General features: G+C 39.2%; 21 protein-coding genes and 1 tRNA gene. 8 read left to right on the top strand and 14 right to left on the bottom strand.

The window, feature by feature from the left end:
* The first annotated feature begins 347 nt into the window (after positions 1 to 347).
* Together Q1K78_RS02435 and csdE are read left to right on the top strand one after the other, a co-directional pair.
* Complete coding sequence (locus tag Q1K78_RS02435; RefSeq protein ID WP_300174067.1) at positions 348 to 1,565, top strand: SufS family cysteine desulfurase; 1,218 nt, start codon at positions 348 to 350, stop codon at positions 1,563 to 1,565.
* 23 nt (positions 1,566 to 1,588) lie between these two features.
* Positions 1,589 to 2,023 (top strand): cysteine desulfurase sulfur acceptor subunit CsdE, encoded by a 435-nt coding sequence (csdE, locus tag Q1K78_RS02430; protein ID WP_300174065.1) that lies wholly within the window; start codon positions 1,589 to 1,591, stop codon positions 2,021 to 2,023.
* 96 nt (positions 2,024 to 2,119) lie between these two features.
* On the opposite strand, the gene tcdA is transcribed toward csdE, so the two are convergent.
* From tcdA to Q1K78_RS02415, 3 genes are all read right to left on the bottom strand, one after another.
* The gene (gene tcdA / locus Q1K78_RS02425; RefSeq protein ID WP_017022987.1) at positions 2,120 to 2,929 is read right to left on the bottom strand and encodes a tRNA cyclic N6-threonylcarbamoyladenosine(37) synthase TcdA; all 810 of its coding nucleotides are present in this window, start codon (positions 2,927 to 2,929) and stop codon (positions 2,120 to 2,122) included.
* A gap of 93 nt (positions 2,930 to 3,022) precedes the next feature.
* Positions 3,023 to 4,126 (bottom strand): murein transglycosylase A, encoded by a 1,104-nt coding sequence (gene mltA, locus Q1K78_RS02420; protein WP_300174340.1) that lies wholly within the window; start codon positions 4,124 to 4,126, stop codon positions 3,023 to 3,025.
* A gap of 181 nt (positions 4,127 to 4,307) precedes the next feature.
* Positions 4,308 to 4,691, bottom strand: coding sequence for a DUF2850 domain-containing protein (locus tag Q1K78_RS02415; protein ID WP_300174061.1), 384 nt, complete (start codon positions 4,689 to 4,691; stop codon positions 4,308 to 4,310).
* Between the two features lie 153 nt (positions 4,692 to 4,844).
* Between Q1K78_RS02415 and argA the strand changes: the two genes are divergently transcribed.
* Positions 4,845 to 6,185: an amino-acid N-acetyltransferase gene (gene argA, locus Q1K78_RS02410; protein ID WP_300174059.1), complete on the top strand. Its 1,341-nt coding sequence runs from the start codon at positions 4,845 to 4,847 to the stop codon at positions 6,183 to 6,185.
* Between the two features lie 61 nt (positions 6,186 to 6,246).
* Here argA and Q1K78_RS02405 read toward each other — a convergent pair whose 3' ends face one another.
* From Q1K78_RS02405 to Q1K78_RS02385, 5 genes are all read right to left on the bottom strand, one after another.
* Positions 6,247 to 6,600 (bottom strand): SMR family transporter, encoded by a 354-nt coding sequence (locus Q1K78_RS02405; RefSeq protein WP_300174057.1) that lies wholly within the window; start codon positions 6,598 to 6,600, stop codon positions 6,247 to 6,249.
* Positions 6,601 to 6,808: 208 nt separating this feature from the next.
* Positions 6,809 to 8,833 (bottom strand): exodeoxyribonuclease V subunit alpha, encoded by a 2,025-nt coding sequence (recD, locus tag Q1K78_RS02400; RefSeq protein ID WP_300174055.1) that lies wholly within the window; start codon positions 8,831 to 8,833, stop codon positions 6,809 to 6,811.
* A complete protein-coding gene (gene recB / locus Q1K78_RS02395; protein ID WP_300174053.1) occupies positions 8,826 to 12,452 on the bottom strand; it encodes an exodeoxyribonuclease V subunit beta in 3,627 nt (1,208 codons plus the stop codon). Before recB ends, recD begins: the two co-directional genes overlap by 8 nt.
* A 335-nt stretch (positions 12,453 to 12,787) precedes the next feature.
* Positions 12,788 to 16,171 carry an exodeoxyribonuclease V subunit gamma gene (gene recC, locus Q1K78_RS02390; protein WP_300174052.1) on the bottom strand — a complete coding sequence of 1,128 codons (3,384 nt, stop codon included), beginning with the start codon at positions 16,169 to 16,171 and terminating at the stop codon, positions 12,788 to 12,790.
* Between the two features lie 80 nt (positions 16,172 to 16,251).
* Positions 16,252 to 17,241 (bottom strand): TDT family transporter, encoded by a 990-nt coding sequence (locus tag Q1K78_RS02385; protein WP_300174050.1) that lies wholly within the window; start codon positions 17,239 to 17,241, stop codon positions 16,252 to 16,254.
* 135 nt (positions 17,242 to 17,376) lie between these two features.
* On the opposite strand from Q1K78_RS02385, the gene Q1K78_RS02380 reads away from it, so the two are divergent.
* The 3 genes from Q1K78_RS02380 to dapD all read left to right on the top strand — a co-directional run bounded on the left by Q1K78_RS02380 (position 17,377) and on the right by dapD (position 19,882).
* Positions 17,377 to 18,255, top strand: coding sequence for a LysR substrate-binding domain-containing protein (locus Q1K78_RS02380; RefSeq protein WP_300174048.1), 879 nt, complete (start codon positions 17,377 to 17,379; stop codon positions 18,253 to 18,255).
* An 85-nt stretch (positions 18,256 to 18,340) separates the two neighbouring features.
* Complete coding sequence (locus Q1K78_RS02375; protein WP_300174046.1) at positions 18,341 to 18,631, top strand: YebG family protein; 291 nt, start codon at positions 18,341 to 18,343, stop codon at positions 18,629 to 18,631.
* 219 nt (positions 18,632 to 18,850) lie between these two features.
* Positions 18,851 to 19,882, top strand: coding sequence for a 2,3,4,5-tetrahydropyridine-2,6-dicarboxylate N-succinyltransferase (dapD, locus tag Q1K78_RS02370; protein ID WP_300174044.1), 1,032 nt, complete (start codon positions 18,851 to 18,853; stop codon positions 19,880 to 19,882).
* Between the two features lie 86 nt (positions 19,883 to 19,968).
* Here the strand turns inward: dapD and Q1K78_RS02365 are convergent, their stop codons facing one another.
* Positions 19,969 to 20,961 (bottom strand): LysR family transcriptional regulator, encoded by a 993-nt coding sequence (locus Q1K78_RS02365; RefSeq protein ID WP_300174042.1) that lies wholly within the window; start codon positions 20,959 to 20,961, stop codon positions 19,969 to 19,971.
* Positions 20,962 to 21,010: 49 nt separating this feature from the next.
* Here Q1K78_RS02365 and chrA point away from each other — a divergent pair, with 49 nt between their 5' ends.
* The gene (gene chrA / locus Q1K78_RS02360) at positions 21,011 to 22,162 is read left to right on the top strand and encodes a chromate efflux transporter (RefSeq protein ID WP_300174040.1); all 1,152 of its coding nucleotides are present in this window, start codon (positions 21,011 to 21,013) and stop codon (positions 22,160 to 22,162) included.
* Between the two features lie 33 nt (positions 22,163 to 22,195).
* On the opposite strand, the gene Q1K78_RS02355 is transcribed toward chrA, so the two are convergent.
* Genes Q1K78_RS02355 through Q1K78_RS02340 form a run of 4 tightly spaced genes read right to left on the bottom strand, consistent with a single transcriptional unit; the run spans position 22,196 to position 24,905 of the window.
* A complete protein-coding gene (locus Q1K78_RS02355) occupies positions 22,196 to 22,621 on the bottom strand; it encodes a prepilin-type N-terminal cleavage/methylation domain-containing protein (RefSeq protein WP_300174038.1) in 426 nt (141 codons plus the stop codon).
* Positions 22,611 to 23,831: a hypothetical protein gene (locus tag Q1K78_RS02350; RefSeq protein ID WP_300174036.1), complete on the bottom strand. Its 1,221-nt coding sequence runs from the start codon at positions 23,829 to 23,831 to the stop codon at positions 22,611 to 22,613. The genes Q1K78_RS02355 and Q1K78_RS02350 overlap by 11 nt, the downstream gene beginning before the upstream one ends.
* The gene (locus tag Q1K78_RS02345; protein WP_300174034.1) at positions 23,828 to 24,424 is read right to left on the bottom strand and encodes a prepilin-type N-terminal cleavage/methylation domain-containing protein; all 597 of its coding nucleotides are present in this window, start codon (positions 24,422 to 24,424) and stop codon (positions 23,828 to 23,830) included. Before Q1K78_RS02345 ends, Q1K78_RS02350 begins: the two co-directional genes overlap by 4 nt.
* Positions 24,405 to 24,905, bottom strand: a complete 501-nt coding sequence (locus tag Q1K78_RS02340; protein ID WP_300174032.1) for a Tfp pilus assembly protein FimT/FimU — start codon at positions 24,903 to 24,905, stop codon at positions 24,405 to 24,407. The genes Q1K78_RS02345 and Q1K78_RS02340 overlap by 20 nt, the downstream gene beginning before the upstream one ends.
* A 101-nt stretch (positions 24,906 to 25,006) precedes the next feature.
* On the opposite strand from Q1K78_RS02340, the gene Q1K78_RS02335 reads away from it, so the two are divergent.
* Positions 25,007 to 25,480 (top strand): type IV pilin protein, encoded by a 474-nt coding sequence (locus Q1K78_RS02335; protein WP_300174030.1) that lies wholly within the window; start codon positions 25,007 to 25,009, stop codon positions 25,478 to 25,480.
* A 221-nt stretch (positions 25,481 to 25,701) separates the two neighbouring features.
* Here Q1K78_RS02335 and Q1K78_RS02330 read toward each other — a convergent pair.
* Positions 25,702 to 25,778: transfer RNA gene (locus Q1K78_RS02330), tRNA-Trp, on the bottom strand.
* Positions 25,779 to 25,869 lie beyond the last annotated feature (91 nt).

Here is a 25,869-nt window from a genome sequence, read left to right as displayed (position 1 = left end):
AGTTTTTTTAATACCAAGCATTATAAATTGTCCATTGCCGAACTACCAGATAAAACCTAATATTGGCCCCGTAGTTTAGAGCAAAGACATATATTCCTCCCTGAGTATTTTTTCATGCCTCTAAACTGCATGTTGTGTTTGCATATTGGCTCGACTGTTAGAGCCCCGAGTATTGGTTACAAATTATTTATAATCCATACCCAATTATTTCGTATATTTTTGACCTTTTGGTTAGAAAAATTAGTAGCACCGTTTAATACGGTGCTTTTTTTTACCTGTAATTTTGACTTACGAACCAGAAATCCGCATCATTGCATTGCTTGCTTACCCTATTTAAGAAAATCATTATGACTGCCTTTAATGTTGACCTTGTCCGTTCTCAATTCCCAGCTTTACTACAAAAAGTAAATGAACAACCCATTGCTTATTTTGATAGCGCTGCAACGACTCAAAAACCATTCGCCGTATTAAATTCAATTCAAGATTACTATCAAAAAAGTAATGCGAATGTTCATCGTGGCAGTCACAGCTTAACCGCCTCAGCAACACTGCAATTTGAGCAAGCCCGTGAAACCGTTCAACACTTTATTAATGCGAAAAGCGCTAAAGAAATAATTTGGACCCGTGGTGCGACTGAGGCCATCAATCTCATTGCTCAAACTTATGCTCGTAGCACATTACAGCCAGGTGATGAGATCCTAATTAGTGAATTAGAGCACCACGCTAATATTGTGCCTTGGCAAATTGTGGCAGAACAAACAGGATCAACCATAGTTAAAATACCAATGAAAACAGATTGCACTCTAGATATGCAAGCATTTGAGTCATTGGTAACCCAGAACACAAAAATCGTCGCTGTCGCTCAAGTAACCAACGTAACAGGCACATTAAACCCAATAGATGACATTATTACAGCGGCGCATCAGGTTGGTGCTATTGTAGTTATAGATGGAGCCCAAGGCATTGTTCATCATGATATTGATGTTCAAACAATGAATGCAGATTTTTATGTTTGCTCTGGCCATAAGTTATTTTCTCCAGCAGGCATTGGCGCGCTCTATGGCAAACAACATTTATTAGAATCCATGCCCGTGTGGCATGGTGGCGGTAAAATGGTTGAAAAGGTTTCGTTTGAAAAAACCACCTTTGCAGAACTTCCTGGAAAATTTGAAGCAGGTACACCAAACGTTGCTGGCGCGATCGCTTTTGCTACTGCAATTAATTGGATTAAACAATTTTCCCATAATGATCTAAATGCTCATATTAACGAACTTCGTCAAATGGCTATTAATGGCATCAAGGATATTGAGGATTTACGTTTTGTAGGACTGCAAGATAATGCGAGCCTATTTTCTTTTGTTATAGATGGCGTCCACCACCAAGATATTGCTACTTTATTAGATCAACAGGGTATTGCTGTACGCTCTGGTAATCATTGTGCGCACCCTATGTTAGACGCATTAGGGCTAACAGGTACTGTACGCGTTTCATTTGCCTTGTATAATACCAAGCAAGATGTTCAACGTTTTATCGATGCGCTAAATAAAGCCGCTGATATGCTATAAGCTCAAATTTAAGGTATTAATTTATGTCCACTTTCCCATCATCACCTTTTGGTTTTGACATCACTGACACTACAGTAACCGATTTAATGAGTGAAGCTAAAGGTTGGGAAGACCGCTATCGTAACGTGATTCAGTTAGGTAAAAAACTGCCTAAAATACCAGAAGATCTGCAACAAGATAATGTGACTATTTCTGGCTGTGAAAGCAAAGTGTGGTTACAACATGAAGTGGTCGATGGGGTTTATTTTTTCTGTGCTGATTCAGACGCAAGAATTGTTCGAGGCTTAATTGCATTAGTAATGGCTGCGCTAAATAATAAAACCGCAGAAGAAATTAACGCATTTGATATAGATGGATACTTTGCTAAATTAGGGTTAATTGAACATTTAAGCCCATCACGTGGTAATGGGCTTAAAGCGATCATTGAAACGATTAATAAACTAATAGAGCAGGTTTAAGGCCGCTTCGCTTGAAGGGTTCAGGGAGAGCGTTGGAATAATAGCGCCTATACCTGAAACCTTTAGGGAGCTTGCGACCGTCCTGAAACCTAGTCCCTACTTACTATGTTTCTCAATCAACTTCTCTACAATTCTAGACACCGCAACAAACCCAAAGGTCGCAGTCACCACCGTCGCAGCACCAAAACCTGTCGCACAATCCATACGTTTAGGTCCTTCTGCTGTTGCTTTAGTCGCACACACAGAGCCATCCGCTTGTGGGTATTTCAAATGCTCCGTCGAGTACACACAATCAATACCAAATTTACGTTTTGTATTCTTAGTAAAGTTATGATGATGGCGCAACGTATCACGCAATTTCTTTGCTAAAGGATCTTGAATTGTTTTGGATAAATCCGTAATCGCAATTTGAGTAGGGTCTGTTTGACCACCAGCACCACCTGTCGTGATAACTTTAATTTTATTACTCTTACAATAAGCCAGTAACGCTGCTTTTGGCTTCATGCTATCAATAGCATCAAGTACGTAATCAAATTCTTTAGAAATATATTCTGCTTGATTCTCAGGGGTAATAAAGTCATCGATCAAATTAATCTTACATTCAGGATTAATTAATTTAATGCGTTCAGCCATTACTTCAATTTTACTTTGACCGATAGTACCCGTCATCGCATGGATCTGACGGTTGATATTCGTCACACACACATCATCCATATCAATCAAGGTGATTTCACCTAAACCAGTACGAACCAAGGCTTCAACTGCCCACGAACCAACACCACCAATACCGACCACACACACATGTGCAGCACGCATAATTTCTACTTCACTATTACCATACAAACGGCGAGTGCCACCAAAACGTTGGTCATAACTTTCAGAAGCAGGAGTGGTTAATTCGCGCATGGGGTTACCTTACTCAAAAACAAAAAAAGAGCACGATTTATACGCACTCTTTTTTAGAAGATCAAGCTTTAAGAAACTCAGAACTTATCAATATTATTTCTTTTTTGGCATTTCCCATGGGTTTTCAGTTTCAGAATCTTTTAAACCTAGTTTCCATACTCGACCAAAATGCTTAAAGTGGCCAGCTGCAATACCCGCCTCAGAGCCCATACCGTAGTATTGATCTAAATGGTTTTCTTTTACTGCGCCGCCAGTATCTAATGACAATAGTACTTTAAGTATATGCTTACCTGTCCATTTACCCTCTTTATCAAGTTGAGGTACCTCTGCTAGTATTGGGGTTCCCATCGGCAATAAAGTACGATCAGCCGCAACAGCTGCACCCGCAAGTAAAGGAATTCCCGCTGTACCTAATACATGATTCGCATTCCTTGGTGAAAAGAATACATAAGATGGGTTAGTTTCTAATAACTCGCGAACGGTCGCTTCGTCATTCTTAGCAACCCATTCTTTAATTGCTTTAAGCGACATGTCTTTGCGCTCAACTTCCTCACGCTCAATCAACACTTTACCGATACTGACATACGGGTGATTATTTTTCCCACCATAGGCAAAATACTTCAACTCATCATCTTCACCAAAGTGAATGAAGCCACTGCCTTGCACTTCCATTATAAATGGGTCAATCATATTATCTGAATAACCAAGCTCTAAACCTAAACCAGATAACACTCCCGCGTTTATTTCAGCGCGTGTTGGGCAATCAGAACCACAATCAGGTTTATCGTAAATAGGATACTTAAATGTTTCGTTTGGCGTATGACGCATTTCAATCACAGGTGAGAAATAGCCAGTGAACATGACATTGCCTTGCTTATCACCACCGCCCATTTGAGCAAATTGAATACCATAAGCCGAAAGCTCTGCTGGGTTTGAACTTTCATCAATCCACTTCTGCAATTGTACGTACAATTCTTCATAGCGAAGTGACATCGACTCTGAACGATTAACTACTTCTGCACTTTGTTTTTTAAAGGCACTAAAATCAGACGGTCTATCTGAATCAATTTCACTCACTTTATTTAAGTTACTACTAAACCCACCATCAAGATATTGCTGAGCACGATCCGTTGGCTGATCGGCACAACCCGCTAAAGCAAGAAGAATAGATACAAGAGAAAATTTACGAAACACAATAACGCCTTGAATGAAAAATAGAGCAAGAAGAATGACAAACAAATAAAGAGAGAGCAATTGCTTATAGTGCAATAAATGTAAGAAAGGGCGTATTTTGACAAAACTTGACATAATCAAGGGTGAAAGTAATCAAAGAGAAAGGTTCAAGACAACTAAGTAAGTCATCTTGAACTCATTTGATTTATAACTTGTGGAAACTCGATTTGTAATGCGTTGGTTTAATACGAAGCAATTGAGCTCCTTTGTCATCCTCAACTTGGTATACATAGGTTGTCTCACCATGTGTATAGGTCAGCTGACTTCCATTAAATTCAAATTGAGTATTAATCAAACGGCCATGCGTATATATACCGCCAGCACTAATCGTAAAACTGTCCTGAGCATAACTAGGAACACCTTGCTCAACCCAGCGTCCGTATAATTGTGACGCTGGCATTTGGGCAAAAGCACCTGATTTATACATACCTGCAACCACAGATGCAATCAAACCGACAGCAACACAACCAATTAAAAGCATTAATCGGATTTTTCTTTTTCTCAACTCTTTTTCTTGAGCTTGACTCATTATGTAGCCTGCTAAAAACAACGGATACATAAGCATATCTGCAAATAATAAAAAAATTAAGCAAAACTTATGCATCCTTGTACTAAATGCTTGTAGAGTGACAAATAATTAGTCACTATAAGTGAATAAAAAATTAATCATGGATGATATATTGTGAAGTTTCGTAGTACTGCTTTAGTTAAAGGTTTCCGTCAATCCGCACCTTATGTCAATGCTCACCGTGATAAGACAGTGGTTATTATGTTGGGCGGTGAAGCTATTGCTGATCCTAACTTTGCCAATATTGTAAACGACATTGCTCTTTTAAATGCGTTAGGGTTACGTATCGTTATTGTCTATGGCACTCGACCTCAAATGAGAGCTCAACTAAAATCAACCTCACATGAAGCTCCTTTTCATAAAGGAATAAGAGTTACAGATGAGCAAACCCTTGAATTAGTTAAACAAATTGCAGGACAACTACAACTCGATATTACCGCCCGCCTCTCTATGAGTTTAAACAACACCCCAATGGCTGGCGCACAAATTAATGTCATCAGCGGTAACTTTATTATTGCTCAGCCTCTTGGCGTTGATGATGGCATTGATTATTGCCATAGCGGGCGAGTTCGTCGTATTGACACTAATGGCATTAATCGCATGCTTGACCAGCAATCCATTGTTCTGCTTGGCCCTGTTGCAAGCTCAGTCACAGGTGAGTGTTTTAATTTACTCTCTGAAGACGTTGCTACTCAATTAGCGATTCGTTTAAATGCAGACAAATTAATTGGGTTTTGTTCAGAGCAAGGGGTTCTAAATGAGCATGGGCAAATTTTAGCCGAGCTATTCCCTAGTGAAGCAGAAGTCATTCTTGAACGATTAGAAGAAAAAATTGATCCCGATGATGGTAATTCAACAGGGACGATTCGATTCTTAAAAGGCTCAATCACTGCATGTAAGGCTGGCGTTCCTCGTAGCCATTTAATCAGTTACAAAGAAGATGGCGCATTAATTCAAGAATTATTTTCTTTTGATGGTATTGGAACTCAAGTGGTTATGGCGAGCTCAGAGCAAGTTCGGGATGCTGAGATCGATGATATCGGCGGTATTATGGATTTAATTCGCCCACTCGAAGAAGAAGGGATTTTAGTGCGTCGTTCTCGCGAACAATTAGAGCAAGAAATAGCGCAATTTACCATCATTGAAAAAGACGGATTAGTAATTGCCTGTGCCGCTCTTTATCCCTTCCATGAAGACAAAATGGCAGAAATGGGCTGTGTAGCGGTTCATCCAGATTATCGAGATGGTGACCGTGGTGTGACCTTACTTAACCGTTTACGAGTTAAAGCCAAACAATTTAAATTATCACAACTGTTTGTTCTTACCACTCGCAGTCTGCATTGGTTTAGAGAGCAAGGTTTCATTGAAGTTGATGTCTCGCAATTACCAATGACAAAACAAAAATTGTATAACTACCAACGTAAATCAAAGATCTTAGTATTAAAAGAACTGTAAACGAAAAAAGCCGCAACGGAATTATCCCTTGCGGCTTTTTTAACAATCTTCTTAGTTATCTTTAGTGCCCAGCAGTATTAGAAAACAAATTAACAACCAATACTCCAGATAGAATAAGAACGATTCCCGCTACAGCTGGTAAATCCAGTTTTTGCCCGTAAGCGAAATATCCGATACCCGCCACCAAAACAATCCCAGCCCCACTCCATATCGCATAAACAATTCCTACTGGCATCGTTTTGACTGTTATTGAAAGTAAAAAGAACGCGATAGCATAACCCACACCAACGATAATACTTGGCGTTAATTTCGTAAATTGCTCTGTTTTTGGTATGTAAGAGGTCGCTATTACTTCAGAAATAATGGCAATAATAAGAGCCATTGCTGGCGGCATTGAAACAAGTAACTTAAACATATAACGGAACAGCCATATTTATACCAACTCTAATTAATCATCTAATTAATGACATTGGTAGAAAAAAAGATCCGGCACTCCTTCCGAATTTTAGAGGCGTAATTATAAGCATTTGTTTCATATTTACTAGAGCTGGAGAAGAAAATGACTATTACATATATGAAATAATACAGCGGCTAATATTTTCTTTATTAACCACTGTATTTATTTAGCTCATCAACGCAGCTAATCCACTGTTTCTCTGAGTTTTAATCATTACACCTCGCGCCACCACTTTCTCTGTTGCGAACAGATCGAGTTTTTTCTTAGCTCGTGTGACACCAGTGTAAATCAACTCTCGCGTTAAGATTGGGCTGAACTCAGCAGGTAAAGCTAAAACTGTATGTTCAAACTCAGACCCTTGAGATTTATGAATCGTCATCGCATACACGGTTTCATGCTCTGGTAATTGGCTTGGTAATACTCCACGAATCGAACCATCCGGCATATCAAAATAAACACGTAAACGTTGATCAGCAGGATCTGGCATCGCAATACCAATATCACCATTATAAAGACCTACGCCATAATCATTTTGAGTCACCATCACCGGGCGACCGGAATACCACACTTCATCACCATGAGGAATCAAATCAGATTTTCTTAATCCTTTTTCAATTCGTTGATTAAGCCCTACAACCCCAAAGTCGCCTTCGCGCATTGCACACAATAATTGAATCTGGCTAAAGGCTTTTAATGCCACTTCTGGTTTATCGCCCGCATGGATATGGCCTAAATAACTGCGATAGCCATTCACCATCATGGTGATCATTGCGTTATAGCTGTCATTACTTAAATCATGAAAACGAATATCAGAGAACCCTTTGGCCCACACCGCTTCTACTTTAAATTTACTGCCTTCATTAATGGCTTTCGCTAATTGACCAATCCCTGAGCGCGCATCAAAACGGTAACTCTTTTGCAGCATACACAAGCTATCGGCTACCGCGTTATTGTGCGATTGCACAGGCAAAGCATAGCCTGTTAATTGAGATAATTGTTGTGCTTGATTCTGGCTGTAACCCATTTTAGTAAACTGACAGATATCACCTAACACCGCTCCCGCTTCAACCGAGGCTAGCTGATCTTTATCGCCCAATAAAATAACACGCGCGTGTTCTGGTACCGCATCGAGTAGTCGGGCCATCATAGGTAAATCGACCATCGAGGCTTCATCCACCACCAATACATCAAGGTGTAATGGATTGCTTTTGTTATGACGAAAATCCACTTGGTTTGGAATATAACCAAGCAGGCGATGCAGCGTACTTGCGTCTGTCGGGATCGCTTCTTTTACTTCTGGTGCTAAACCAATAGATTGCACCGCTTGACCAATGGATTCAGTCAAACGCGCCGCCGCTTTACCAGTAGGAGCAACTAACTTAATTGCGATGCTTTTATTATCTTGCTGAGCTTGAGTCACTAGGGAAGCCAAAAGCTTAGTAACCGTAGTTGTTTTACCCGTTCCTGGACCACCAGAGATCACCGAGAATCGACGAGTTAACGCTACCGCTGCCGCAACTTTCTGCCAATTCACACAGTGTTTAGTTGGAATTAAGTTATCCAGCGGCTCTAATTCTGAAGATTTAGTGGCTGCGAGTAAAACCGCATCAATCGCTTGCCAATCTAACTCACTAGAACTAGATCCCACAACATCGAGCATATCGCACACTAATTGCTGACGAGATACTTGATTATTATTCTCTAATTTTTTAAGCCCACTGAATAAAAAATGATACTGACGAGCAAACAACTCATCCAATGTATTCGATAGCTGAGGATTTACCGTCACACTTTGCGCCGCTTTAGTTATACGGTTGGCAACACGCTGCTCAAACGACCAATAACGTTGTAAATATAAACGAGTTCCATCAAAGGCTAGTGGCGTTGCTTCTGTGCCATTAGATATCGTCGATGCCGCTGATAACTCACTAATCCACTGATTTTTCTCTGGTACTAACGCTAACAATGCATCACGATATTTTGCAGGCAACGTAAACAGATCACCTTGCTCTACTTGCTCGATATCAATACACACATGGCCTTTACCTAACTCATGGCTAGTCATTGCTGCGAGCAACATGATTAAGTTTTTATCGCTGTTCTTTTCCTGTTGGCCTAAAAACTTAGCGAATTGTAGATCCAATGGGCGAAGTACACCGTGATCCATTAAGTGTTGTAATTGCTTAAGCATCGACTTCTACTCCATCTACCAATAACTCTAATTCTTTTAATAACACTTCACTTGGTTTTGAATAAAAGACCCCATTTGAATTGCTATCATGCCCCTCATGACTCTCTTCAATACCACGCAAGAAAATATAATACGCACCACCAAAATGAGTGTCGTAATTATAATCGGCAATACGGCTTTTCAAGAATCGATGCAACGCTAAAGCATACAGCTGATATTGGAAGTCATAACGATGATCTCGCATTGCTTCAATTAAAGCGTCACCGCCGTAGCATTCTGGAGAATCGCCTAAATGGTTAGATTTCCAATCGAGAACGTAATATTTGCCTTCATGCTCAAACACTAAATCGATAAAGCCTTTCAACATTCCACTCACGGTAGAAAAGCCTAACTCACCCGCACGTGCAGATACTTCATCGTGTTTAGCGATGGTTTTATTGACCAAGCTTGAGTTCAATAGCGTTATCGGCAATAAAAACTCCATTTCAACCAAACGTTGAGTTGGGCCTTTGGTTGCCAATCGTAAATCGTGACCATCCAACGGACAATCGAGCACGCGTTGCATCATGCTTTGAACAACGTCTAACCATTCTGTATCGTAGTTTTCTTTTTCTAAAAGCTTGATGATTATTTGCGTATTTTCTTCGCTGTTAATTGGTTGAGTAAATTCAACTTCTTCAAACAATGAGTGTAAAAACGTACCCGCTCTCGCACCGCGAGGGAAAGTGAATATCGTTCGCTCTGGCTCTAAATCTAACTCTTTGTCGTCTTTATCTTCAGCGGAATCCACATCCAAATTAATCAATTCTAATGACGAATCGTTATGATGGTTACCTTGTTTCACCAAACCCGAATAACTGGTCATCCACCAATTACTTTTCACAGGCTGATTCAATTTGTTGGCTGTTAATGCGAATAAGTTGTCTTCTGTCTCTTTATAAAGCACATCACTTAAGGTTTGAGGTGACTGGATCACCATAGGCGAATTGCCTGCTATTAATTTTTCAAGGCACGCTTGAAGCTCAGCAATATCACATTCATCCGCTTGTTGGATCAAATACCCTAAACCAGAAAGGTGTACACCCGTTGGTGGTTTTTTCGATGTGCCTTTACCAATAGGTGCCATGCCAATATAACAAGCGTAAACAGCACGAGTTAGCGCAACATAAATTAAGCGTAAATCTTCTGCTAAGCGTTCTTTCTCGGCTTTTTCGACCGACTCATCTTCCTTTAATAAATCTAAGACGGAATAACGATTGTCTTCATCATAAAAGCTAACTTCGCCTTTTTTATCCACGGCTCGATAGGAGCAAACAAAAGGCAAAAAGACGAGATCGTATTCCAACCCTTTTGATTTATGAATCGTCACGATCTGCACCAAGTTACGCTCAGATTCTAAACGTACCGTTTGCTCTTCAGCATCGCCATTAGGTTCAGAAATCGCATCAGATAACCAACGCAACAATCCATAATCACTGTCGAGGGTTTGGCTTGTTTGTTGTAATAATTCACCAATATGAAGTAAATCAGTTAAATGACGTTCGCCGCCATTTTCAGCTAATAAACGCTCTGAAATACCTTGTTGAGTAATGATTTGGTGCAACATAGGCATGATGCCACGTTGTAACCAATGCTTACGGTAGGCACGGAACTCATTAACGGCTAATTCCCACTGCATTTCATCAACATTAAATTGATGCAGTTGATCGGCCGTGTAAGCAAACAAAGACGAGGCTAATGCAGAACGAACTGCTCGTGCATCCGTTGGCGTCATTGCAGCCTGCAATAAACGTAAAATATCTTTGGCTAATGGCGAAGAAAACACACTGTCTCGGTTCGACAAATAAACACTGGCAATACCCTGTTTTGATAACGCTTCTCGAACCAATTTCCCTTCTTTACCAGTACGAACCAGTACGGCAATATTCCCAGCTTTAATCGCTTCTTTTTTCTCTCCATTTTGTAGGTGCGCAGACCCTTGTTGAGATCCGGTCAAAATGGTTTGAATTTGCGCCGCCGTCGATTCCGCCATTACTCGTTGGTAATTGCCTTTGTTTATCGGGTTACCATCTTTGCTTTCTTGTAACCAAAACGTCATTGCAGGCTGAGTTTGATTATCTAACGACCACGATTTTTGTTCCGCATTAATCGGATTATATTTCACCGGATAAAACGGAATATCATCATCGTATAAAAACGGTTGTTTACCATGCTCAAAAATACGGTTTACTGACGACACCATATCGGCAGTTGATCGCCAGTTAGTATCAAGAGTGTAGTGATCTGCCACTTGGCGACGTGCCTGAATATACGTAAATATATCTGCGCCACGGAAAGCATAAATAGCCTGCTTTGGATCGCCAATCATGAACAAACCACACTGTGATTGATCTTGATAGATGGTATTAAAAATAGAATATTGAAGTGGATCGGTATCTTGGAATTCATCAATCAAGGCAATTGGGTATTGCTCGCGGATCTTTTCTAGCAGTAAAGCGTTCTCTTGATTTTCGGTTGCAGCCGACAACTGAGTCAGCAAGTCATCAAACGATAACCAGTTCTTCTGCTCTTTTGCTTGCTGTAAGGTTTCTCGACAGCGATGAATAGCTAAAGATAACAATGGCTGTTTTATTTCTAATGGCTGCGCTAAAAAGCCATCAATTAATTTAAATACTGCGTGTTCTGGTGCTTCGCCTTTTTTGGTCTTATCAATTAATAACGATTGAGAAAATTTTTCTAATTTGTCATGAATTTGCAGCGAAGTCGTTGGGTTACTTGCCCATACTGACACTTGCTCTAACCAATTTGGTAAATTCTTTTTAGTGTAGCTGCGTTTATCTACGCCCGAACCCGAGATCAAAGCTTCAAAATCAGCACAATGTGACGACCATTGCTGCTTTAATTCATCGATTCGTGCAATACCCTGCTGACAGAACTCTTCTAGTGAGTTTTCTAATGGCTCAACCGTTAAATGCTTTGGGACACCAGTAAGACTATTGCCCATATCACCTAATAATGCAGAAGGGCTTGGCCAGCAATCGTAAACACTTTCAGCCACCATTTTTGGCAGATGATAAAAACTACGACGCCAAAAATCTGCGGCCACTTGGTGCATTAATTTGGCTTGGTCGGTAACAAATTCACTTTCGAACTGGGCACCAGATTCAAAGGCATTTTGGGTTAGCATGCGCTGACAAAAGCCATGAATGGTAAAGATTGAGGCTTCATCCATACTGCGTTCAGCATTCAATAATACGTGTGCTGCCGACTTATGATCAGAAATAGCCGCTAATAGCGGGTCAATAACGGGATCGCCACTCTTATAATCACTTTTATGCACAGCACGAGCAAACGCTAAACGGGCATCATGGATCTTAGCTCGAATACGTTCTCTTAATTCTGCGGTTGCCGCTTCCGTAAAAGTCACTACCAGTATTTTATCTACGGTTAATTCTTCACTATGGCGACTGTTCTCATCACCATGCCCTAATAGTAAACGTAGATATAAACTGGCAATGGTAAAGGTTTTACCTGTACCTGCGGAAGCTTCAATTAAACGTGTCCCATGTAAAGGAAACATCATTGCATTCAATTGATTTGGAGCTGCGATTGTCGTCATCGAACATCACCATTTTTATTTATCATCAACACTCTGTTTTTACAGACTATTTGTGTGACCCATATCGTAGTTCATTAGGAACAACGATAATAAAATTAATAAAGCGACCAATGTGAGATCTTTCTCACGGTTCACTTTTTATGCTTTGTTACACTCAGCGCACTTACAAAGAGCCCATTAAATGTGCATTTGTATTAAAGGATTCGGTCAACCTCTGACCTGTGGCCGTACAGCGAACGCCCTACACTAAAAATGATTTACTGGCGGCCACCCTACTCTTTTCTTCCGTGCTTCTTCTTCAATACCTTCTTTCTTAAGCATTGCTTTGTTTTAAATTACAGTTTTTCTTTCTCACTGTGTAACAAGGCATCATGTAATACATTTTTCGCGTTATCAAAAATAGTCTGACCTAATTCGTCATTCCACTCGGGCCACATACGCATGACATAATCATTGCTGTTTTCACCCGCGTAACGAGTTCCACTGTATTCATCAGCCATTTTTTTCAGTGCTTTTTCATGGGTTTCATCATCGTCATTCCACACACCTTTTTTATCAATGTGTGCTTCTAGTCCGGCCAACGCGGCTTTTGGTAAATAAGGCAATGGCGCACAGTTACCAGAAATATAAAGACTTAATATAACTTCTAAATGTTGATACGCTTTTTCTGTTTCAATTGGCTCAAAATGATATATCGCATCGGTCCCAAAGAGGTGAGTAAATTGCTGTTGCTTCATGGCACACAAACACAGATGATCAATCCACGTTGCTAAGACTTCATGAGAACGAATTTTACCACCACGATAACGCAGCATTCCTTCTTTATAACGCTGCTTTAGCCAGCCTTGTAATTCCATCTCACCATGAGGAAAAGTAAAGCGTAAACGCACTTCTTGATCCTCTAATGGTGATGTCGTTAATGGCTGAATATGAGCCACTAACTCTTTTACCGTGTTCACTTCTTTGTCTGCCGCGATCTCACCAAAGCTACCAATAGGTAATTTTCCTTGCGCTTTTTGTTGCTGATAAAACTCACGACTTAACTGCAATACTTGGTTAGGATCATCATAGGCCAATAACTCCTCTAACAACTCTGATTTCATGCTGTAACCCGTTCTTCCATCAATAGAAAACGGTTCATCATCTTCCACTCGGCTCTCTACCGCTTCAAAAAATACTTTTAAACCACGGTTAAAGAAATAGGCGACAGGCAAACGCCAAAAGCGTTGTAGCTCTGTTAATTCAAGCTCTTTTGATTCTGGTGCAAACACTAAAGATTCAGTTTGGAATTCTGGCGCGGCTTTTCCTTCCAGTTTTGCGGTTGGTAGCCATTCACTGGCATAACTGGTGTTATCACCCACAAAACTCTGTTGGCTATAAGGAACTAATGGATGCTCTATTGTTAATTTTTTAACTAGGTGTTTAGCAGACTCTTCAGGGTTCAGCTCACTATCGCCATCTAGACAATAACTTTGCTGACAATATTCAAGCAGTTCACTCACCAAAACAGAAGGGGCTTTTTCTGTGTTATCTCGAATAGAACGACCTATATAGCTGAGATAAAATGCTTTATTCGCCGATTGCAGTGCTTCTAAAAATAAATATCTATCATCATCTCGACGTGAACGGTCACCCGGTTTCATTCTTTTCTGCATTAAATCGAAACCTTCAACCGGCATCGTTCGCGGATAAGACCCATCCGTCATACCAAGTAAACAGATCACATCAAATGGAATTGAGCGCATTGGCATTAAGGTACAGAAATTTACTTGCCCCGCTAAGAAACGCTGACTCGCTTTTCCTCCTGACAAATTGTTTTTCAGATAATTATTAATAATTGCCGCTGAAATTGGTGCTTCAAAGCCCGCATCTTCTAAATTTTCTTCCAGTTTTTGCAATTGATCTCGAATGCTTTTAACGACCAGCTCACCTTCTAATTCGACAAGTAAAAAATCGTCCATTAGTTGGTTAATAATGGTGCGCCATGCATTAATTGTTTGCGCTTGGCCTAGGGTGATCTGATAAGTCAAAAGCTGATCAATAAAGTGCGCTAAGTTACCTGCAATTTCGGCATTCATGCCTTGCACTTGTTCGTAACTCGCCATGCCTTCAAATAAACCCGCGTCTTGCTCCATCGCATAACCAAGCAACATTCTCTGAATACCAAATAGCCATGAATTTTGATTATGTTCAGGAAGATCAAAATGCGCAGAGGTGCTGTTATCCAATCCCCAGCGAATACCAGTTTCTTCTGCCCATCGCTTTACTATTTCAAACTGCTCGGCATTAAATTTAAAACGTGACATGACAGCAGGAACTTCCAACAAACTTAATAGCTCTGATAAACCACAACGATTTTCAGGCAACGCCATCAAATTCATAAAAGCCAATAGCACTGGGTTTTCTTGCTCGGCACTTTGATCGGAAATAGCAAAAGGAATATAGCGATCGAATGCTGCGTTACCAAAGACGGCTTGGATCGCCGCACTGTACACATTGATATCTGCCACCATCACAATAATATCGCGAGGTTTTAATTCTGGATCATTGGCAAACATATCCAATAATTGGTCGTGTAAAACTTCTACTTCACGCATTGGGCTATGACATGAATGCAAAAGAATCGAACGGTCATCAGGGCTGATTGGTTGCTTGTGCTCACTGTTATCAAGCACATCATCACGACTGCGTTCTTCTAAATTTAAAATATCAGATTGGATAGAATGTAGAAGATCTTCCCTTCCTGTTGGCACAAAAATTTTATATTCATTCGGTTCTAAATCTAACAGTAATTGAAAGTTATCCCTACCTAACTTACCCCATGACGCTAATAAAGAATTCTCTGATTTGTTTGTAAATAAATCACTATCATCATTTTCTAGTGTAGATAAATCTGATGATAAACGTTTAGCTATTCGATTTTGACGATCTAATTTTGCTAGGTATTTATTATCACGTAAATCACCCCAATAATGTTGACATGGGTTGGTAAACATTAAATGCACATCAATGTGTTGCCCAAGAGCCGCTAGCGCATCTAAATAACGAGGAGGCAATGAAGTGATACCCACCACAAATAAACGCTTAGGCATGCCTTTTGGCAAGGTTCCCGTTTGCAGATAATTTTCTAGGGTTTCAATAAAATGCTCGAACATATTCGCACGATGATAAGGTGAATGACCCAGCGCTAAGGTTTGGTCATACAAGGCTTGCCATAAAATAGGCTGCCAAGGATGTTCGCCTTCTAATTCTATAGCCTCTTCACCCGCTTCCCATTTTTGGATCCATTCTGGGCGGAATACTAAATATTGGTCAAAGATATCGGCAATTTTTGCAGCGAGTTGGTAGCACTTCAATTGTTTGTCATCATTTTCTAAATAGCGTTGCAGTGGCGCAAATTCATCTTGTTTTAATAACTCTGGTAATAACGTCACTATCTTCCACGTCATGGCTTCTTTATTAAAAGCACTGCGCTTTGGCACGTCATCCAGAACCTGAGTAAACAAGTCCCAAATAAAAGTAGCAGGAAGTGGAAAGGTAAGATTGGCGGCAATGCCTAACTCTTTGGCGAGTTCGATTTTAAGCCATTGCGACATACCCGGACTTTGAACGAGAATTTGCTCTTGCTCAAATGGGTTATCAAGAGGGTTTAGACGAATTAATTCAACGACAAGAGATTTAAGAACATCAAGTTGATTTGAATGATAAACAGTAAACACACCCAGCTCGCTTATAAAGAAATGAAAGTCTCTATAGCTTAACGTAACTGGATGTGTTTTAAGAGAAAAAGATTACGAATTTAGTGTGCGTGTTTAGGATTTGCTAAGCGATTTACCATGCGAGTAATCGGACGATAATGTGCTAAATAATGCGCAGCTACATAACTTACAACACAGGTAGCAACAACTAACTCAACAACCGCTAATGTTCTTACTTGATAAACATAATTCGCAGCGACACCTTGAGATAACATCCAATTCGCCGTTTTAAATAATGCCGTTGCACCAATTACCATTGGGAAGGTAAATGCTGCATAGCCAGGGCTAAATGGAAGTCTCATTAATTTAAAGAAAGCCATGTAAATTACGCTTGTCATTAATACTGCAATACCGAATAAAAGCGCAATAATCACTGGTGATGGTGAAGCAGTGACTGTTAGGTAACCCGCTAATGATAAACTTGCTGGTGCCGCCATGATGGCAATCGTTGGTTTTGCAGCATCTGGTATTTCATGACAAAAAATTAAACGATAAATCATAATTGGCAGCATGATGGCATAAATAATTAGGCCAAACATCAATACCCAATGTGCCACTGGTGCTAATGCTAGATTTCCAGAAAAAGACACATCAGCTACCACTAAACCTACAGGCGGAACAAACCAACTTGGTACCATATGATGTAATTCAAAATCTTTTGCTCGATGATAAATAAAAGAAATTAAGAAAATAACATGAAGTACAATTGCGGCAAGCCATAAAGCATCACCAGCGGCTGGATAAAAATGTCCAACACTGCTCGATACAACCATCGTCCCCATAGCAAACGTTGGGGCAACACTACCTACAACAGGATGTGCAAGCTCACTCCACAATACTGCTGGGTGTAATAAAAATTTAATCGCTAAAACAAGTAACAATAAGGAAGCTATTGCTGCTGAAATCCATTGAGCATATCCATGGAAAGGAAGAGCATTCTCCCAACACCAGCCTAAACTGGCAATCCCAAGAGCTAATCCTGCCATTGGCGTTGGAGCACCCGCTACTTTTTGTTTTGTGTAATTAAGCATGACATTGTTCTCTTTACTATTTAACGATAAAGCCAGTTTACTCTTAGCTAATCATTAATTAAATTTGAATAAACTAAAGACTGCGTTAAAATAAACTTAACGATTAGTGTCTATTAGTATTTGGGACCTCCTGTCATGAGAATTTCACTAAAACAACTCAATGTATTTACGGCAATTGCTCAAGAAAAAACAATGACAAAAGCGGCTGAACGACTGTTTATTACAAAGCCTGCGGTGAGCCTTTCATTGTCTGAACTTGAAAAAAACTTGGGTTACAAAGTATTTGATCGCGTAAATAATCGCTTAGTGTTAAATAGTGAAGGCCGCCAACTCCTTCCTTTAGCGGATGAATTACTAGAACGAGCAGAAGCTATCGAGCATCAATTCACAACCGATAGTCAGTTGACTGGTTCTTTAAATATTGGAGCTAGTGATACGATTGGTAATCATATCGCACCTGTTTTACTTAGTCGCTTTCAACAAAAATACCCTTGCGATATCCATCAATTATTTATTTCAAATACAGCACAAATAATTAATCGATTATTAGAGTTTCAGTTAGATATCGGATTAATTGAAGGTAAAGCACACCATCCTAAGTTACATACCATTGAATGGCAGCAAGACAGCATGTATCTAGTTTGCGCTCCTTCTCATCCATTAGCAACTAAGAGTAAAATAACGTTGCATGATTTAGAGCAATCAACATGGTTACTTCGTGAAGAGGGATCTGGTAGCAGAGAATATTTCCTTAATCACATTGCTGCAAATTTAAATGATTGGCATGAATCACTACAACTTCATACTACTGAAGCCATTATTAATTGTTGTTCCGAGAATATGGGCCTCGCTTGTTTATCTCAATTAGCTGCACAACATGCGATTAATGATGGAAGATTAATTAAATTACCTTATGAAAAAACACTAATACGACAATATTGGCTGCTATTACATAAAGAAAAATATCAGACACCACTACTAAAGCAGTTTCTCGCCTATTGTGAAGAGAGTTAACTAGCTCCAATTTTATTTGCTCTAAGTGGACAAAAAAACTCAGTTACTGTATAAAACACCAGTTAATTTAATAGGAGAGACGACCATGGCTGTTATCGTCAAATATGTAGTTGAGCGCAACGGAGAAGAGAAGATGACTTTTACCTCTAAAACTGAAGCCGATGCTTATGACAAAATGCTGGATGTTGCAGATGAACTTTTTACTCTGCTAAACAAAAGTAATTTAATTGAAGATGAAGGGAAACAAGAAGAGTTATCTCTTTATCTAGCTAAGCACAAAGAAGATATCTTAGTTGCTTTAGGTGCAAAACGTAAACCTGCTCCTAAAACAGCAAAGATTGAAGCAGTAAAAGACGAAGAGTCTGACGCTGCTTAATTCAGAAAATAATATATTTTCAAATAAAAATAGCAGCCTAATGAGCTGCTATTTTACTTTTTAACTCTTGACCGATTATTTTCTTTTCTTACACTTTTTCTTCATTCTTAGTAAAGATTTCTTACTTTCGCCCTTCTATATCACAGCAACTCTCTTTATGATGTGAAGTAAGATTTATTTTTAAATACTCATATTTATATGGAAATGGAGAATCATTACATGGCTCATTTTGTACTTGCCTTTGGTACAGCGACAAAAAACCGCGACAATAAAATCATTGAAGCTTTTTTCCCACACCCAGTATTAAACCCTTCGGAGTCTTTAGTTGCTGCTATTGCTCAAGCAAGTGGTTATTCTGAAGGCAACCAAGCTATCGAAATTTCTTCTGAAATTTGCACTGAACTTGCTAACGCATTTGCAGCAAGCGGTGATGTTGCTAATGCTGCATTCGCAGAGAAAGCGGTTCAATCTAAGCAACCTCTTGTTCTAGTAGTTCTTGCTACTGATGAGCAATCTCAGTCTGTTGCTGAAGGTTTCTTAAAACTTCAACTTATCTCTAACCGTTTAGTTAAGCCACACGGCACGGTATTAGACGGTATCTTTGGTCTTCTTCACAACATTGCATGGACGAACCAAGGTCCTATCGATCTACCTGAACTTGCTGATCGTCAAATCGAAGCTCGCCTAGCTGGTGAAACACTGACTGTCGATTGTGTGGATAAATTCCCTAAAATGGTTGATTACGTTGTTCCTACTGGTATCCGTATTGCTGATACTTCACGTGTTCGTTTAGGCGCTCACGTAAGTGAAGGTACAACAGTAATGCATGAAGGCTTCATTAACTTTAACGCTGGTACTACTGGTGTGAGTATGGTTGAAGGTCGTATTTCTGCTGGTGTTGTTGTGGGTAATGGCTCAGATATCGGCGGTGGCGCTTCTATTATGGGTACACTTTCTGGTGGCGGTAAGATGGTTATCTCTATTGGTGAGAACTGTCTGCTTGGTGCAAATGCTGGTCTTGGTTTCCCAATGGGTGATCGTTGTACGATTGAATCTGGCCTATATGTTACTGCTGGCACAAAAGTAAGCATGCTAGATAACCAAGGTAAAGAAGTTGAAGTCGCGAAAGCTCGCGATCTTGCTGGCAAAACAGATCTTCTGTTCCGTCGTAATTCAATCACTGGTCAAATCGAATGTTTAACTAACAAATCTGCGATTGAACTGAACAGCGAATTACACAGCAATAACTAATTTTTAATTTGAGTATATATTTATACCCAACATTTCTAAATTAATAAGATTCCATGGCCAGTAACTGAATTGTTACTGGCCATTTTTTATTGCCTATAAGCAATAACGCTTTTCTCAATGGTTTGAATGAGCAACTCTTTGAGCCATTGATAGCGTTTATTTTCTTTATTTCTCGTCTGCCAAATCAATTGAATATCAAACTCACCAACATTAATTGGTGGTGCTGAATGTATTAATTTTTCAGAAAAAAGATCGAGCTGAGCCATCAACTCTGGAACAATACAGATCAAATTTCTTTTTTTCATTAAATGTCTGATGGTTAAAAAATGCTTAGAAGCCACACTAACTGAACGGTGAACACCTAATCCTTTTAACTCTTTATCTACGCCTGTTTTTAATGCGCCATCAGGGCTCACTAATGCATGAGGCAACGAAATATACTCTTCAAGCGTAATGGGGATTTTAAAATCATGCCGACTTCCATCCCACATACATACGTGCTTTTCTGTATACAGAGTTTGATATTGAAATTCTTTTTGTTCTGGCTTCATGCTACCAATGATTAAATCAAGCGGTTCTGAATCAAATCTGTCTTGATAATTGGCTTTATCTACTGTGGTAAAACATAACTGTGCATTTGGTGCTAATTGATGAATGGCATCAAAAATATCAGCAGCAAAAAGAAGCTCTGCGTAATCTGTCATTCCTATCTTAAATGTGCCAGTAAACTCACTCGCTTCAAACGTATCTACGTTTAAAATATCGCCAGAAATTGTTTGTAATACCTTAGTAATCATTGGATAGAGCTGATTAGCTTTAGCGGTTGGGCTCATTTTATGCCCTTGTCTTTCAAACAAAGGATCGTTTAATAATTCACGTAAACGAGCAAGGCTATGACTCATCGCTGATTGCCCAACAAATAATTTATTCGCCGCTAATGAAACACTCTTGGTCTCCATTAATGTGCTAAACACAACCAATAGATTAAGGTCTACTGCCTTCCAATTAATTTCATTCATAGTTAATAGTAATTTAATCGATTTGAATAATTTGATAGTAACTCGTAATCTTACTTCCATCAAAACTGAATATCCAAATTTGGATGACACATCAACAGCTGAGTACATTATGTTTGAAATATTTAAACGATTTTTTCTTTTAGGTTGGGTTAGCTTTGGTGGGCCAGCCGCTCATATTGGCTATTTTAGAAATGAATTTGTTCAAAAACGTGGTTGGATAAGTGAGGAAGAGTACGCGCAACTGATCGCATTAAGCCAATTCCTGCCAGGCCCAGGTTCAAGCCAGGTGGGTTTTGCTTTGGGATATCATAGAAAAGGACTCTTTGGCGCTCTATTAGCTTCCATTGGCTTTACATTACCTTCTATTCTTATCATGGTGTTATTAGCAAACATAAGCCATTCATTCTTTGGCAACGATACCTTTGAAGGCATTATCCATGGCTTGAAGTTATTGGCTGTTGTTGTTGTTGCTGATGCAATTATGGGGATGTATAAAAGTTTCTGTAAGGACAAAATCACAGTTCTTTTATGTATTATGACAGCGAGCTTATTATTAATACTTCCTTCAATAAGTACTCAGTTAATAGCCTTATTAATTGCTGCGATTGTCGGACGAATTTACCTTAAATCCAATAATACGACTGAAACTAAAAAGGAATCTAAAGGAATTAATTGGTTCCCACTAATTATCTTTGGTCTTTGCTTCTTTGCTTTACCTGCTATCGTCAATTATTCTCCATTGCTTGTTCTATTTTCTGATTTTTTTCAAGCAGGTAGCTTAGTGTTTGGTGGCGGCCATGTCGTCTTACCACTATTACAAAATATTGTTGGCGACCAAATTAGCACCGATAGCTTTTTAACAGGTTACGCGGCAGCTCAAGCGGTTCCCGGCCCAATGTTTACCTTTGCGACATTCTTAGGCTATGAACTATGGAGTGAGCAACCCATCCTTGGTGCTTTAGTAGCAACCGTTGCTATTTTCTTACCGGGATTCTTATTAGTACTTGGAGTATTTAGTCATTGGCAGGTTCTAGCTCAAAAACCAGCATTAGCAGGAGCAATTACGGGAATTAATGCATCAGTGGTTGGTCTATTAATCGCCGCACTTTACGATCCTGTATTTACTAGTGCAGTTAGCTCTGGCTTAGATATGTCACTAGTTATTGTTGGTTTTACATTGTTGAAAGTACTTAAACTTCCAATTGTTGGATTAGTAAGTTTCTTTATTGTTGCAGGGGCAGCTCTACCCTTTATCGCTTAACGATTACGATTAAGCTCGGTGCTATCTCTGAGCTTAATCAAATTCACTAAATCTAGATATCATGGTTTGCAAAGTCACTTCTTGGGTCTCATTCCAACGATCACTCCATTCTGCTTTTATATTTATCTCTTTTAATGTGCTAACACTCGCGCCAGAAATAATCATCGGTAAAGTATCTGTAACGACCCAGCTCACATGATAGTTATTAATTAACTCAGGTACTTCTTGGCTTTGTATCTCATCAAATACAAAGGTTCCATCTGCCCCATCGGAAGAGCGAGTCCTAAAAAACTCCAATTTAGACTCGGCGGCATATAACGCTTGAATACTATTTGTAGCGTATTCCGATTTTTTATCTATAAATATTTGAAGTTTAATCAACCCAATCACGCCAACAATTAGCAAGACAAAAGAAATTAACACCTCTAATAATGTAAATCCCTGCGGTTTAGAAATCATGCCATGACCCCGCTTTCCAACGAGGTTGAACTAACCCTGAAATTAAATTCTGTATAATATCTTCGTTATACTTAAAGCTTGCACTGGTATAAAAAATAGAGGATTGATCCTGAGTATCAAAAAATTGTCCTCCTTTTAATGTAAATGCACCATGCTGATAGAAGGAAGCCGTAGATAAAAAATAACTTGGGAAAAGAGGATTAGCGACACCATTATGTGGATACAATTCATTGTAAGCATCCGTTCCACTCCAATTTGAACCATCACTAGATACAATATATTCATGATTAAAGTGAAAAATAATACCTTTCATTTCTTTTGCTACAACATCAATCGGGGCTCCCATAATGGATAGAGATCCATCGTGAACAATAATAAAAGCGCCACCTGCCAGATTATTCATTGCCTCAGCAAGCCCTTGATATTCATCAGATGATATTTCACAACTTCCTTCAACCCATATATATTTATTATCTAAATTAAGGCTATTTTTTATTCTAGTTCCACAATCAACTAAACGCTTTTCATTACTACTTCCTGAACCATGGAGCACATCAAACTTCCCATTATCTCGGATTAAATTATGATCACTTGGCTCGACACCAAAAACATCTTTAAATGGCGATATTGCTATATCTTTCTTAAAATCAGACTTAAACCCTAAACTCCCCATTGAGGTATTTGTTCTATGAGTAGAGCTACAATCTTGCTCTTGATTAACAACGCTACCATAAGCATCAATTAAACTTTTATATCTAACCGCAACGCACTCCCATCCGTTACTTCCTAAACGAACAGGATCTGGGACATCTATTGAAATGCTGCTATAAAAATACAAATTTGATGATGATTTAATAACACCATCTCCTCCTATACCGCCCATAATAAATGTCTTTTTAACGATCTGTGCAGTTTTCACTGCTTCGATTTGATAATTCGTATTTTTAACGATAGTTAATGATGTTAAGAATAAAGATTGGCACTCATCAATATCTCCACTAGGGATCTCCCCTAAAACCGTTACTTTGGCATATACACACTCAACACCACCTTCTGCAGCCCAATAGCCCTTTCTTGCTTCCATTTCATTTTGAGCACGTTTTATTTGATAAAAAATATGCTTATAACTACCTAAAGAGATAATCAGAGATGCCATTAAAATAGCACTCGATACAAGTAAAGTAATTGCTCCTTGCTGATTTTTAATCATCTCCAGTTCCTTTGCATAATCTTTATTTCTGAAGAATATTGATGAGCGGTATGCTTGAGCTTTGCCGTAGTTGATATGGATAAATGAGCTGAACTTATTGAGCTGCCAAGAAACTTTTGTTCAAGAGTAAAATCGGTAACGCTTATAATATTTGTGTCCAATAATGAGTAAAAACGAGTACAAAAATTAATACTAGGAATATATTCAAGGTTTGATTTTGTACATATTTTTAATGAATCTGATGCAGATTTAATACTAACTCCACGCCACTTTTGAGGTGACTCTCTCGTTTTATAGACATAACTCATTTGCGAACCAGACACGTGTATGACATTGCTCGCACCAGAGAGCATCGCAGAATAATGACTATCCCCATTATATCCAGCTCGATGACTCTCCTCCTTAATAAAGCGTAAAGCATCATTAAGCTCTTGAATTAATAATAAATTCTGACTTCTATCTGCGTACAAACGCTGACCTTTAACATAAATACTTCCAATCAACATTAAAGCGATAAGTCCAATAGTCGAAGCAACAAGTAGTTCAACCAAAGAAGAACCATTCTGTCTTTTATTAGCATACCTCATAGCCATAGTGGTTATCTCCTTGAGCACATAGCCTGATCCGTCCTGTCATATGATGAATTGATAGCTTTAATTTTTTATTTTGATCCTTATAAAAAAAGAAACTCGCTGGCATATGAGGTGTTGCTCTAACGGGATTAAAGGTAAGAGATGGCACTTTAGAAAAGAGAAATAGATGAGGATAATTGGTGGAATGTAAGTAAGTGATTGACGATGATTTAGCTTCAGATATTGTTTTTGGTGAATTCCCTTCAGGGTTTAGAGAGAGTATCCAATGGTCAGACTCTTTTATATAAATAATCTTGAGGGATTTATTTTGCAATACCGATTCTGACTTAGCTTGAATTAAAAAACCTTCAAGATCGCCAGCAAAGCGTTTGATATTTTGTTGTTCTAAAAGACGAGAAAAATTCGGCACGGCCGTCATCAATAAAATGGCAATAATAATTATAGTGATAACGAGTTCAAGTAGGGTAAATCCGCGAGGCATTTCTCAATTTCCTTTGCAATATTCCGATTTGGAATTTTCATCTTGCTGGAAGAGTAGCACTGATTAAAACTAGTGATATTACCTTTCAATAAGTTATAGAAATGATTCGAATTTTTAGTACTCAAAACACATTCAAGTTTCATTATGGTGTGACATTAGTCGAACTACTTATCGTTACGGCTATTATTTCTATCTTAGCGACGGTTGCTTACCCAAGCTACACTTATCATGTATTAAAAAGTCATCGCGCTGAAGCAATTACAACATTAACGAAGACTCAGCTTCATATTGAGAGTTTGTATTCAACAAGAACGGAATTTGCGGCAAAAGATAGGTATAAGGCCTTGCTAGAGATAATAATTAATAAAAAGGATGGTTTTTGCTTAATCGATACCGTTTGTAGCATTGATAATAAAAGGTATCATTTATCTTATGAACTAACGGGATCAGGCATGGATATTTATATCCTCTCAGCGACTCCGCAGAATGACTTGGGACAGAATAGAGACGCTTGTGGGACATTAACACTTAATGCGGCAGGAATTGGCTCTGGAAATGAGAGTCACTGTTGGTAACTATAAATATAATTTTATATTAGGGAAGCTGCGGCTCTTTTCTCAAATTACAGATAGTAAAAAGGCCCATACCTTTCGATATGAGCCTTCTTTAATATGGCAAGGGTGGAGAGATTCGAACTCCCAACACGCGCGTTCTTATGGTGGGGGAATCCGCTGATCTTTTCCAAACTGCAAATAGCAAAAAGGCCCATACCTTTCGGTATGGGCCTTTTTAAATATGGCAGGGGTGGAGAGATTCGAACTCCCAACACGCGGATTTGGAATCCGCTGCTCTGCCAGTTGGAGCTACACCCCTGTAGTTCTTTTAAAGACTTAACTATGTCTATAAATAAGTGGCGGAGTGGACGGGACTCGAACCCGCGACCCCCGGCGTGACAGGCCGGTAT

Source organism: uncultured Aliivibrio sp., assembly GCF_946479765.1.
Lineage (GTDB): Bacteria > Pseudomonadota > Gammaproteobacteria > Enterobacterales > Vibrionaceae > Aliivibrio.
The sequence above is the reverse complement of the archived record's forward strand: the minus strand, read 5'-3'. Positions and strand labels throughout refer to the sequence as shown.